This is a genomic window from Mesorhizobium sp. M6A.T.Ce.TU.002.03.1.1 (genome assembly GCF_003997275.1).
GTDB lineage: Bacteria > Pseudomonadota > Alphaproteobacteria > Rhizobiales > Rhizobiaceae > Mesorhizobium > Mesorhizobium mediterraneum.
Genome location: NZ_RZTI01000002.1, coordinates 1 through 12,114, shown reverse-complemented (window position 1 = coordinate 12,114; position 12,114 = coordinate 1). Strand labels below are relative to the sequence as shown.

12 protein-coding genes and 1 pseudogene are annotated in these 12,114 nt (G+C 63.3%); 7 read left to right on the top strand and 6 right to left on the bottom strand.

Annotated features, from left to right (window positions below; genetic code table 11):
- The 6 genes from EOC93_RS35275 to EOC93_RS00955 all read right to left on the bottom strand — a co-directional run.
- On the bottom strand, nt 1-56 hold a 56-nt coding region (locus tag EOC93_RS35275; RefSeq protein WP_281033096.1), incomplete at its 3' end, for a hypothetical protein.
- 109 nt (nt 57-165) lie between these two features.
- The gene (locus EOC93_RS00975) at nt 166-1,248 is read right to left on the bottom strand and encodes a Gfo/Idh/MocA family oxidoreductase (protein WP_127203613.1); all 1,083 of its coding nucleotides are present in this window, start codon (nt 1,246-1,248) and stop codon (nt 166-168) included.
- Nucleotides 1,241-1,825, bottom strand: coding sequence for a DUF1349 domain-containing protein (locus tag EOC93_RS00970; protein WP_127203612.1), 585 nt, complete (start codon nt 1,823-1,825; stop codon nt 1,241-1,243). The genes EOC93_RS00975 and EOC93_RS00970 overlap by 8 nt, the downstream gene beginning before the upstream one ends.
- Nucleotides 1,826-1,901: 76 nt before the next feature.
- Nucleotides 1,902-2,930 (bottom strand): proline racemase family protein, encoded by a 1,029-nt coding sequence (locus EOC93_RS00965; protein ID WP_095483750.1) that lies wholly within the window; start codon nt 2,928-2,930, stop codon nt 1,902-1,904.
- Nucleotides 2,931-3,257: 327 nt separating this feature from the next.
- Nucleotides 3,258-4,775, bottom strand: a complete 1,518-nt coding sequence (locus EOC93_RS00960) for an alpha/beta hydrolase (protein WP_127203611.1) — start codon at nt 4,773-4,775, stop codon at nt 3,258-3,260.
- A 101-nt stretch (nt 4,776-4,876) separates the two neighbouring features.
- The gene (locus tag EOC93_RS00955; protein WP_127203610.1) at nt 4,877-5,974 is read right to left on the bottom strand and encodes a lactonase family protein; all 1,098 of its coding nucleotides are present in this window, start codon (nt 5,972-5,974) and stop codon (nt 4,877-4,879) included.
- 190 nt (nt 5,975-6,164) lie between these two features.
- Between EOC93_RS00955 and EOC93_RS00950 the strand changes: the two genes are divergently transcribed.
- The 7 genes and pseudogenes from EOC93_RS00950 to EOC93_RS00920 all read left to right on the top strand — a co-directional run.
- Nucleotides 6,165-6,716: a MaoC family dehydratase gene (locus tag EOC93_RS00950; protein WP_095484001.1), complete on the top strand. Its 552-nt coding sequence runs from the start codon at nt 6,165-6,167 to the stop codon at nt 6,714-6,716.
- Between the two features lie 3 nt (nt 6,717-6,719).
- Nucleotides 6,720-7,880, top strand: coding sequence for a CaiB/BaiF CoA-transferase family protein (locus EOC93_RS00945; protein ID WP_127203609.1), 1,161 nt, complete (start codon nt 6,720-6,722; stop codon nt 7,878-7,880).
- Nucleotides 7,877-9,043 (top strand): extracellular solute-binding protein, encoded by a 1,167-nt coding sequence (locus EOC93_RS00940; protein WP_127203608.1) that lies wholly within the window; start codon nt 7,877-7,879, stop codon nt 9,041-9,043. Before EOC93_RS00945 ends, EOC93_RS00940 begins: the two co-directional genes overlap by 4 nt.
- A 20-nt stretch (nt 9,044-9,063) precedes the next feature.
- Nucleotides 9,064-10,251 carry an ABC transporter substrate-binding protein gene (locus tag EOC93_RS00935; protein ID WP_127203607.1) on the top strand — a complete coding sequence of 396 codons (1,188 nt, stop codon included), beginning with the start codon at nt 9,064-9,066 and terminating at the stop codon, nt 10,249-10,251.
- Nucleotides 10,252-10,308: 57 nt separating this feature from the next.
- Complete coding sequence (locus EOC93_RS00930) at nt 10,309-11,046, top strand: ATP-binding cassette domain-containing protein (protein WP_127203606.1); 738 nt, start codon at nt 10,309-10,311, stop codon at nt 11,044-11,046.
- Entirely contained in the window at nt 11,039-11,770 is a 732-nt protein-coding gene (locus EOC93_RS00925) for an ATP-binding cassette domain-containing protein (RefSeq protein ID WP_126103498.1), read from the top strand. Before EOC93_RS00930 ends, EOC93_RS00925 begins: the two co-directional genes overlap by 8 nt.
- Nucleotides 11,767-12,114, top strand: a pseudogene (locus tag EOC93_RS00920) (ABC transporter permease); the annotation flags it as partial. The gene EOC93_RS00925 and the pseudogene EOC93_RS00920, both read left to right, overlap by 4 nt.

The following is a 12,114-nucleotide window of genomic DNA, read 5'->3' as shown; positions in this document are numbered from 1 at the left end:
CCGTCCTTGTCGAGCTTGGTCGTAACCGCCGGGAACACCCCCTGCCAATGCGTCATCGTCTGGTCTCTCCTTGGATTCGCTTTCGCAATAATGTATCCAATCTACAATATTCTATTTTAAAGTCCACTATCAAATCGACCCTGCGGCAGCGCCTATACGGGCATGTCACGCCACTGGAACGGGCGGATTTCCCTCGAAGCGCGGCACGGACACACGCACCCCCTCTTGCGCCGAGCGTCTGACCGCCAGTGCCGTTGCCAGCGAGGCGACGCCGTCCCAACCCGTCGCCGCCGGACGTTCGCCATGAAGCACTGCCGCGTCGAACTGGGCGATCGTGGCGGCGTAGAGGTTGGCGGGCTCGACCGGGATTTCCGTCATCTCGGTGCCGCGGCGAAGATAGACCCGACCGGACGGCGCCTCATCCAGGATGCCCCGGCCATAGATCGACCCTTCGGTGCCATGGATCTCAAGCGCGGTCTCGTGATGGGCGAACACCTGGCCCTCATGCATGTAGGCAATCAACCCGGAAGCGAAGTTGACGATGGATTGCACTTGGTCCTCGACACCATTCTCGCCGATCAGGCTGCTCGCCTTCATCGACATGACCTCGACCGGTTCGTCCGCGAGGACGAAGCGCAGAACGTCGACATTGTGCACGGTCAGGTCGTAGATGACCCCGCCCTGTTCCTTGTCCTTCGTGCGCCAGGTCTGCAACTCCTTGGGCAAGTATTCGCAATACATCGCGCGCGCGGCGAGCGGCCGGCCGATTTGGCCTGTCAGCACCAGGTCGCGGATCGCCCTGTGCGTCGCCGCGCCACGCATATGATGGTTCGTCGCCAGGACGACGCCGGCGCGGTCGCAGGCCCTGGCCATCTCGACGGCATCATACAGCGTCAGCCCGAGCGGCTTTTCGCAGAGCACGTGCAGGCTCGCTGCCGCAGCTTCGAGCGTGTCGTCGCGATGCCTAGCATTGTTGGTCGAGACGTAGACTGCATCGATCGCGGTTTCGGCAAGAAGCGATTTGAGGCATGTCGCGGATACCGGTATCCCGAGATCGTTGGCGAACGAACGGCCGCGCTCCGCACTCCTGCTGACAACGGCCACCAACTCCGCATCCGGCACCGACTGGATTGCCTTGGCGACCCAGGAGCGGGCGATCTGGCTTGCCCCCACGATCGCCCAGCGGACCTTGTCCGCATCTCGACGCGCGCGGCTCGCGGCCGGCACCGCTTGGGGCGTGTCAGTCATGGAGTTCCCTCGATATCGCCGGGCCGACCGAAAAATCACTGAATGTGACTTCGAAACCTTCACGTTGCGGCGAGCAGCACATCATGCCGACATCGATCGTTTTCGAGGGTGGGAAATAGGCAAGCCGCACCGGCTTCCAGTGGCCGTCGGACGCATCCAGATACTGGATGCGGATCGCTTCGGCGTGGCGGGTCAATCGGATCCTGACGCCGTCCGGACTTGCCGGAATGCTGACCAGCGACCAGTCGGACGCATCGTTGGTGACGACGACGGAGAAATACATCAGCCCGTCGGTGAATTCGATGCCGGCCTTGACCCAATGCGTCTCGCTCAGCCGGACCATCAATCCGGCCTGGTCGTAGAGCACCTTGTAGTCGCCCTTGACCGTGACCTCGGCGCTGAAGTCGCCCTCGACCTGGCGATAGAGGAAATGACCGCTGTCGCGCCAGAAATCGTAGAATGTCTCGCGCCAGAAATCGGTCTCCTTGCCGGTGCGCACATTCAAAGTGTTGCCGGAAAACGCGTGATGTGGTGGCGGGTTGAGCCAGGTCAGGTCGGTATTCTTAGATTTCGTCATCGGCTTTTGCCTGTTCGGTTCGCGTTGCGTGATGGGTTTTGCGCAGTCTGATTAGCCGGCAAAGTTTTGTCGGCGGCTACCTGAACCAGGTGTCCGACAGGCGGTAGCCCTCGGGAAATGGATCCTCCGGATCAACCCCGTAGTGGCTCACTCCGGTCAGCCAGGCGCGCCCGGAGATCTCAGTCACCACCGCGGGCACATTGCCCGCCATCGCCGTTTCAACGATGCGGCAATCGAAGACGGTGTCGAGAATCGAAGTATGCCGGAAGCGCTCGCCCACAGCGAGATCGCCGCGCGCATGCAGCAAGGCCATCCGCGCTGAGGTTCCCGTGCCGCAGGGGCAACGGTCGAGCCGACCGGGAGAGACGACCACGGCATTCTTCGAGGTCTTCACGCCGTCGACGACCCGCAGCGGACCGGCGAACTCGGTTTGGTTGACGGTGTTGATCGACGGGTTCTCCGGATGGATCGAGGGAAGCTGTTCGGCCGCTGCCGCCTTGATGCGTTCGCCGAGCTCGATCAGGTCGCGCGCCTCGTCGCGCGCCAGGGTGACGCCGACGTCCTCGGCATCGACAATGCAGTAGATCATGCCGCCGTAGGCGACATCGACCCGCAGCGATCCGATCCCGGGCACGTCGACCATCCGGTCGCGATGCATGACGAACGACGGGACGTTGCGGAACGTGATGCGGCGGCACTTGCCGCCACTGCAATCCGCCGTCACCTCGACCAGGCCGGCCGGCGTGTCCACCCTGACAATAGTCTCAGCGCCGCGCATCGGGATCATGCCCGCCTCGAGGGCGACCGTGACCGTGCAGATCAGGTTCGAGCCCGACATCGGCACGAAGTAGTCCGACTCCATGACGATCATGCCGATGTCGGCGTCGGCGCGTATCGGCGGCGTGATCAGGTTGACGGCTGCATTGACGCTGCCGCGCGGGTCGAACAGCAGCATGTTGCGAAGCCACGCGCTTTCGCGTTCCAGATTCTCCATGCGCTCGAACATCGTAGCACCCGGCGGCGGCAGGACGCCGCCAGTGATCACCCGGCCCACCTCGCCCTCGGCATGGGCCCCGACGACCGTAATGACGCGATCCAGGTTCATTGGCTTGTATCCTCAGGTCCAGGCTTGTCGACGATCATCATGCACCCGGCATGCCTTTGTTCTAACGCGTGCTGCGTATTGCATCCAATATATTGGATTATTGCGGCGATGATTTTTTGTCAATGTGCTCATTCAAAAGAGTTGGCGTCCTGCATTCAAGCCGGCACCTACACGTAGTGATGGCGACTGGATCCACCCGGTTAGACGAAGACCATCGGGTGATGATCGACTATCCGGCTACAACCGCGTTCATGGCCGCACGCATCGTTCGAAGGCAGCCAAAGCGTCTTTCACATTTGGAAAGCAAAAATTGCTTCACAAGCCGTTTCACTTCGGCGCTTGGTAAAGCTCGGTCGCGGCCTCTCTCAGCGCGCGCCGGCTGTCTGGCCTGAAATACATCATGTGGCCGCCTTCCAGCAGGTCGACGCGGATGGGCTTCGCGCCAGGAAGCGAAGGAATCTGGCCGACAAGATAGCGTGACACCAAATAGGGTGTCACCAGGTCGGTGTAGCCGTTGACGATCAAAACGCCGAGGCCGGGGTTCAACGCGCGCGCCTGCTGAAGGTCATCCATCACGCCGACATAGCCCTGACGCGTCGGGCTCGTCCCATAATCCCAATTGCCGCTGACTTCACGGTTGAGAAGCCGATAGCTGAGATCGGTGCGGAATTTCAATTCGTCACGCATATAGCTGACAAAGGCGGAAGTGAGCACCGGCACGCTTCGGTCAAGGACCGGATCAGGACCGCTATATCTCGGGCTTTCCGGGGCGATGTCCGCCGTTTCGATCATGCCGTCATAGGCGCTGAGAACATTGCCCCTTGCCCGTGCAAACTCCCTGGCGAAGAGTGCGGTGGGAATGCGTGCAAAGTTTCGCTTGACGAGTTCAAGCGGCAGACCGGTGATTTCGGCCACGCGCGGGCTCGCCAGGCGCCCACCCTGTTCGAGCCCGCTGGCAAGCGCGACGAGATAATCGCCAAGCGCATAGCGTTCGACATCGGCCAACCGCTCCTGCAGCTCGGAACCGGTGACGCCTTCGCTGCGCAGGCGCACCGCCGCCAGCGACGGGAGCTCAAGCGCCCAGTGAAGCGGCTGGAACTCGTCTGGCCGCACGAGTGTGAACTCGAGCGCCGGCGAGATGAGCACGATGCCGCGAGGACTGATGCCGATGTCATCCTGAAGCGTCTTGGCAAGCAGTGCCGCCCGAAACCCGCCATAGCTTTCGCCGGCAAGAAACACCGGCGACGCCGTGCGGCCCGCCTGTGCCAGATAGAGTCGGATGAAGGCGCCCATCGCGGCAGCGTCCTGGTTGACGCCCCAGAAGCTGCGTGCCTCGGTGCCGGGCGCTTCGCGGCTGTAACCCGTTCCGACGGGGTCGACAAAGACCAGGTCGGTCATGTCGAGCCATGTGTTCGGGTTGTCCAAAAGCCTCTGCGGCGATGGGAGAAAACTTCCGTTAGCCGCCGTAGCCATCACGCGTGGACCGAGCGCGCCGAGATGCAGATAGGCGGAAGCCGCTCCCGGACCACCGTTGAACACGAAAGTGATCGGGCGCTGGGGATCAGGTTCCCGGCTCGGCTCGGGACGTAGCGTATAGGCGACATGAAAAACTTCCGCGGTGACGTCGCCCTTGCCGGACAGCAATGACAGAGTGCCTGCCTTCGCCTGATAGTTGAGCGTACGTCCCGCGATCACGATCGAATGATCGGAGACCTGCGGAGGCGGAAGCAGCGACAGAACTCCACCCGAAGGCGACGGCCGCTCGGCCACTTGCGCATGGCCGGCCGGAAGGCCGCCAACCAACAGCAACATAGCAAGGGTGATTTCTAGCAGCTTGGCACGCATGACAACTCCGGAACGGAACGACTGGAAGCTACCACGCCGATGGCTCAGCCGAAATCACAGGACCGTGCGCGCCCTCGCGGCCAGAAGGAGATCGATGGCTTTCAGCGCACGATCTTCACGCACATCGGTGTGCCGACATCGATGTATCGCCCGGTATCAGCCAGCCGGCCCGTGGCAGCGTCGCGCGCGAAAATCGAGATGCGATCGGCGTTCTGATTGGCGGAGAAGAGATGGCGGCCCGAAGGCGTCAGTGCCAGATTGCGCGGTGTGGCGCCCCCACAGGGCGTGTAATCGACCAGCGCAAGCGCGGCTGTTTGCTGGTCGACGGAAAACACCGCAACGCTGTCATGGCCGCGGTTGGATCCGTAGAGGAAGCGGCCGTCGGGCGAGATCTGGATGTCGGCGCAATGATTGCCGTCACGCGCTTCGGCCGGCACGGCCGGCTTCGTGTCGATGACGGTGAGCCTTCCTGACACATCGTCGAGCGCAAGCGACACGACCGTTGAATCGAGTTCGTTCATCACGAACACGAAGCGCCCGCCCGGATGCAGCGCCACGTGACGTGGGCCGGCGCCTGAGGCAAGCACCGACTCCGCCAGTCTGGTCAGGCCGCCATCAGGCCCGACGCGGTACGAGACAAGCCGATCGATGCCAAGATCGGCGACGATCGCCACGCCGCCGGCAATTGTCTCGGTGACGCTGTGAGCATGGGGGCGTTCCTGACGAACTGTATCGGGACCAGTTCCGGCATGGGCGACGCTCGACAACGGCGCGGTCAGGCCGCCATCCTCGCGCAGCCCATAGACCGCGATCGAGCGATCGGGACCGCCTTCGCCCATGCCGTAGTTGGCGACTAAGAGCTTCGTCCCGTCGCGCATTATGGTGTTGTGCGCCGTGATGCTGCCAAGGGTCGGCTGCTTGTTGATGTAGGAAAGCGCGGCGGTCTGCCTGTCGAAGCGGTAGGCCGAGACCACGCCTTCGCGCCAGGCGAACACTTCGGAGTTGGCATAGATGTAGGAGCCGTCCGGCGTCACCGACAGAAAGGTCGGATTGTCGACGTCACCCGTCTCGGCCAATTTCCGCGTCTCCAGCGTCTCCTCGTCGAAACTGTAAACGCTGAGCCCGACGCCGCGCGCGCCCTGAAAATACGGCGCCTCGCGGTTGAGGCTGCCAACGAAGACCAGACAGGCATTCTGCATCAAATCCTCCCTTGTTCCGCCGGCGTTGCCCGCCGCGGATTGGGGCAAAATTTCGCCTGTTCACGCTTGCAACACAACCCCATATGTGAAAATACTATTCACAAAAGAAGATTGCGGGAGGATCGATCATGCAATTTGCTGGCCCGCGGCGCGCCCGGACGGATGATCCGTGCTTCCAACGGATACCGTCATGACTGGTTTCGCGCCGACCGTCGGCGTGGCGTCGACACATCCCGCCAACATGCCGAAGGACCACGCCGATCTCCCGGTCTGGAACGCGGAGAACTGGTTCTACGAGGACTGGCCGGTCGGCCAGAAAATCCGTTCGCTGCGCAGGACCATGGCCGAGGGCGACAGCCACCTTTTCAACGCGCTGGTGCTCGATATCCACCCTTACGTGCAGGACCAGATGTTCGCCGAAACGGAAGGCATATTCGGCAAGCGCCTGGTCGCCGGCGCCTTCGTGTTCTCGGCCGGGCTCGGCCTCGTCGCCACCAATTGCGTCAACGCCTTCTCCTATGGCTACGACAAACTGCGCTTCATCAAGCCGGTGTTCATCGGCGACACGATCTATTCGATCCGCTCCAACCTCGACAAGAAACCCAAATACAAGGAGATGGGTCTGATCCGCGCCAGCTATGAAGTCTTCAAGGGTGAAGGAGAGCTCGTACTTTATTGCGAGCACCTGCAGACGGTGAAATACCGCAATCCGGCCGATTTCGCCGGCAAGACAGAGAAATAGGCGATGGCCGCCGCCGCCGAATTGCCGCTGACCGGCCTAGTCGTCGTCGACATGAGCCAGTTCCTGTCCGGGCCTTACTGCTCGCTGCGACTGCTCGATCTCGGCGCCCGTGTCATCAAGATCGAGCGGCCGGATGGCGGTGACCTGTCGCGCCGGCTTTATCTCAGCGACACCGAGATCGGTGGCGATTCCACCATCTTCCATGCCATCAACCGGGCCAAGGAAAGTCTTGCCATCGACCTCAAGGACGCGGCCGACCTTGCGGCGCTACGCGGCCTGCTGGCCAAGGCCGACGTGCTGATCCAGAATTTTCGGCCAGGTGTCATTGAGCGCCTGGGCCTCGACTTTGAGGCGGTGCGCAAGATCAACCCGCGCCTAGTCTATGCGTCGATCAGCGGCTATGGCGAGGAAGGTCCCTGGGTCAAGCGGCCCGGTCAGGATCTGCTGGCGCAGGCACGCTCGGGCGTGATGTGGCTCAACGGCGACGAGGACCAGGGACCGGTGCCTTTCGGCCTGGCAATTGCCGACATGCTGGCGGGCTCCGCCGCCGCGCAAGGAATTCTTGCCGCACTGGTGCGGCGCGGCGTGACCGGCACGGGCAGCCATGTCGAGACCAGTCTGCTCGAAGCGCTGGTCGACTTCCAGTTCGAGGTGCTGACCACCCATCTCAATGACGGCCGCCGCCTGCCGCGGCGATCGGCTTTCCGCAGCGCCCACGCCTACCTTTCGGCGCCTTACGGCGTCTATCCGGCCAAGGACGGTTATCTGGCGGTCGCGATGACGCCGATCCCGAAGCTCGCCGATCTTCTGGAGCTCGAAGAGCTTGCGCCCTATCGCGACCAGCCGTCGACATGGTTCACCGCCCGCGACGAGATCAAGGCGATTATCGCGCAAAAAATCGTGACGAAGACGGTCGACGAGTGGCTTGCCATCCTCGAGCCTGCCGACATCTGGTGCGCCAAGGTGCTGACCTGGCCGGAGATGATGGCCAGCGAAGGCTTTCAGGTTCTCGACATGTTGCAGACGGTGACGCGCGAGGATGACGTCTCGATCCTCACCACGCGCTCGCCGCTCAGGGTCGATGGCGTCCGCGCGAAGGTCGAGCGCGCCGCGCCACGCATCGGCGAGCACAGCGCAAAGATCCGCAAGGAGTTCGGGCTGTGAGCGACGTGAGGCTCAAAGGCATGACCTGGAGCCATCCGCGCGGTTACGACCCGATGGTCGCCTGTTCGGCACTGTGGAAGCAGCGGACTGGCGTTACTATCGAATGGGACAAGCGCTCGCTGCAGGATTTCGAATCCTTCCCGGTCGAGGAACTGGCCCGTGCCTATGATTTGATCGTCATCGATCATCCGCATGTCGGCCAGATCACCGCCGAGAATTGCCTGGCGCCGCTCGACGTCGCGGGCCGCGAAGCGGAACGTGCGACGCTGGCGGCGGGCAGCGTCGGCCGGTCCTATCCGAGCTACAACTGGCAAGGCCGGCAGTGGGCGTTTCCGATCGATACGGCGAGCCAGGTGCAAGCGTGGCGGCCTGATATGCTTTCCGCTCAGCCGGCGAGCTGGAGCGAAATGCTCGATCTGGCGCGGCAAGGCCACATGCTGTTGCCGCTCAGGCCGCCGCATTCGCTGATGGTGTTCTACACGCTTGCCGGCAATCTCGGCCGGCCCGCCGTCGAGGAGCCTGGCGCTCACGTAAACGCTGATGTGGGCAGCCGCGTTTTCGAGCTGATGCGCGAGATCGCGGCTCTCGTAGACCCGGCCTGCCTCGGCATGGACCCGATCGACGTCCTGGAGGAAATGGCCAGGTCCGGCTCGCGGATCGCCTGCGCGCCGCTGATCTATGGCTATGTCTCCTATGCCATTGCCGGATTCCGGACCAACCGCCTTGCCTTCGCGGACATCCCGGCTGCGGGCAATGCCGGTCCGGTCGGCTCGGCGCTCGGCGGCACCGGCATCGCCGTGTCGGCCTTTTCGAAGGCCAAGCAGGCGGCCATCGACTTCGCTTACTGGATCGCCAGCGGTGACGTGCAGCGCGGCCCCTATGCTTTGGCCGGCGGCCAGCCTGGCCACGCCGCAGCCTGGGACGATGCCGCCGTCAATGCAGCCGCCGGCAATTTCTACAAGGATACGCGCGCCACACTCGAAGGCGCCTGGGTCAGGCCACGCCACGATGGCTACATGGCCTTCCAGCAGGCGGCGTCCGATCGCATCAATCTCGGCCTGACCGAAAAGCACGATGCCGGCCGCGTCGTCGCCGATCTTAATCGCCTGTTTCTGGAGAGTTTCCCGGCACGGGTGTCCGGCACTGCCGGTGGAGGAGCCTGAAACAACGAATGGAGGAGACTATGAACAGCCTGATCCGCGGCCTTATGGCTGCGACCGCCCTTGCATCGATCACGACAATTGCCTGCGCCCAGGACGTTTCGGGCGTGATCGCTGGACTGCCAACTGAACTGAAGGCGCAATATGACGGCGCGCCCCAGAAAATCCTGCCATCGGCGTGGGACAATTTCACACCGCCGGCGAAGCCGTGGAAATGGTGCCACTCGGAATCCTACCAGGGCAATCCGTGGCGGGTCACCGTCACCAAGGAGCTGAAGCGGCTTGTCGACGGTCTGATCGCTGACGGGACGGTGGCGAGCTTCGAAGTGTCGGATTCCAACAATGACGCCAGCCAGCAGATCAACCAGATTCGCGCCTTCATCGACAAGAAATGCTCGATCATCACCTCGATCCCCGGCTCGGCGACGGCACTGGATGACGCCATCGATGCCGCCGCAAAGGCCGGCATTCCCTTCGTCACCGCCGCCGGTTCGGTGACCAGCCCGAATGCCATCAACGTCGATTCCAACTATGCACGCTGGGGCTACGACATGATGACTGCGATCGGCAAGGCACTGCCGGACGGCGGCAGCGTGCTTCTGGTCGAAGGCATCGCCGGTCACCCGATCGTCGTGCAGGAGCGCCAAGGCGCCGACAAGGCGCTGGCCGAGAACCCTAAGCTCAAGGTCTCGCGCAGCGTCAACGGCAACTGGACGGCGAACGTCACCAAAACGACCGTGCTGCAGGCGATCGCCACCAATCCGACGCCGATCGATGCGGTGTGGACGACGGGCAGCGAAAGCCGCGTCGTCGCCGAGGCCTTCGCCGAAGCCGGCCGCCCTGCTCCGCTCATCACCGGCTCGATCACCGGCGACGCGCTCGGCTACTGGAAAGCCAATCCGGACAAGTATCGCTTCGAAGGCCATGCGGTTCTGCCGCACTGGACGGCCGAGACGCTGTTTCGCGTCGGCCAGCGTATGCTCGACGGGCAAAAGCCGAAGCTCAACACGCTGCTGATCCCGATTCCTCCGGTCCACAACACCGATCTCGGCGCCTGGTATAAGGACTGCATGACGGCGGACGCCGTCTCGATCTTCCCGGTTCCGCCGCAGGATCCGATGCCGGAAGAATGGCTCGATGCCTATTTCGCCGATCCTGCGCCAACCAAGGGCTGGGATTATTCGAAGGTGCCGGACGCCTGCGCCAAGTAAGCTCGTAGAAGCCGGCGCCGCGGAAGCGGAGCCGGCTTTCCCTATCAGGAATCCCTCATGCTGGATGTTCAGGGTGTCTCGAAACGCTATGGCGAAACCGTCGCTCTCGCCAATGCCTCCATCGCGTTTCGGGCCGGCACGATCCATACCATCCTGGGCGAGAACGGTTCGGGTAAGAGCACCCTGGTCAAGCTGCTGTCGGGAATTGTGCAGCCAGACAGCGGCACAATCCTGCTCAATGGGGCGCCCTTTGCCGGCTTCGGGCCGGCGGCGTTCCAGGCCGCCGGTTTCGCCACCGTGTTCCAGGAAGTGCTGATCGCGCCTGACCGTTCGGTGACGGATAACATCCTGCTCGGCCTCGACGGCTTGCTGACGCGCACCGTGCCGCGCGCCGAGCGGCGGCAGCGCGCGCAAGCGGTGCTGAAACAATTCGCGGTTACCGAGATCCCGCTCGACCAGTTGGCCGGGCAATTGCCGCTGGCCGTTCAGCAGCTTGTGGTGCTTGCCCGCGCCGTGGTTCGCAACCCGCGCATTCTCATTCTCGACGAGGTGACGGCGGCGCTCGACTTCGCCGACCGCGAGGCGGTTTTCGCCATGATGCGCAAGCTTGCCTCCGAAGGTTGCCTGATCCTGTTCATCACCCATCGCATGGACGAGGTGATGACGCTTTCCGATCGGATTTCCGTCCTGCGCGGCGGCAGCGTGGTGACGACCGAGGAACGCGGCACGTCCACCGCCTCCGAGCTTCTCAAGGCGATGGCGCCACGCACGGCGGCGGAGCTGGCGCATGGCTGATCGCGCTACCCTTTCGGTGCGCAGCCTGGTGATCGCGCCGGGCGCAAGCCCCGTGACACAAGCCATTGCGCCGGGCGAGATTGTCGGTCTTGCCGGCCTCGACGGCCATGGACAAGAGCGGTTCCTGAAAGTGCTGGCCGGGCTGGAACGGCCGGCCGCCGGCGATGTGACCATCGAAGCCCGCGCGATCACCAGCTTCCGCAAGGCGGTCGCCAGCGGCATCGCCTATTTGCCGCGCGACCGGCGCGCTACCGGCATCTTTCCGACCCAATCGGTGCTCGACAATTTTGCCGTCTCGACACTGTCGCGTGACATGCGTTTCGGCCTGCTCAGCTTCGCCGCACGGCGGCGGCGCTACGAGAGTTACCGGGACAAGCTCTCCATCGTCGCGCCGCGGCCGGATGCCTCGATCACCACGCTGTCCGGCGGCAACCAGCAGAAAGTGCTGCTGGCTAGGGCACTGGCGCTGGAGCCGGCGATCCTGCTGCTCAACGACCCGACGCGCGGTGTCGACGTGGCGACGCGCCATGTCCTCTACGATGTCTTCCGGGGACTGGCGGCGGACGGCATGGCTCTGGTCATCCTGTCGAGCGAGATCGAAGAGATCCTCCTGCTTTGCCATCGCGTGCTGGTTTTCCGCGAACAGCAGGTGGCGGCTGAAATCACCGGAGACGAGATGAAAAGCGATACGGTGATCGCCGCCATGTTCGGACGCGCGGCATGAGCGGGTTACGGCGCATGGCGGAGCGATGGCGTGGCGCGGGCTTCGCGACCGTGCTGCTGGTCATCCTGATCGCGGTCAATCTGCTGCTCAATCCGACACGCTTCCATCCTTCCGCCTGGGGCGCGCTGATCGGGCTCGCCGCGCCATTGATCGGCGCAGCACTTGCCTCGGCTCCAGTCATCCTGGCCGGGCGTGGCGGCATCGACATTTCCGTCGGGCCGCTGATGGGCTTCGTCAATGCGATCGTCATCCAGCTGCTGTTTCTCAAGCTCGGCATGACTTCGCCGCTGGTCATCGTGCCGGCAGCACTTTTGATCGGCGCGATCGTCAGGGCGGCCAACGGC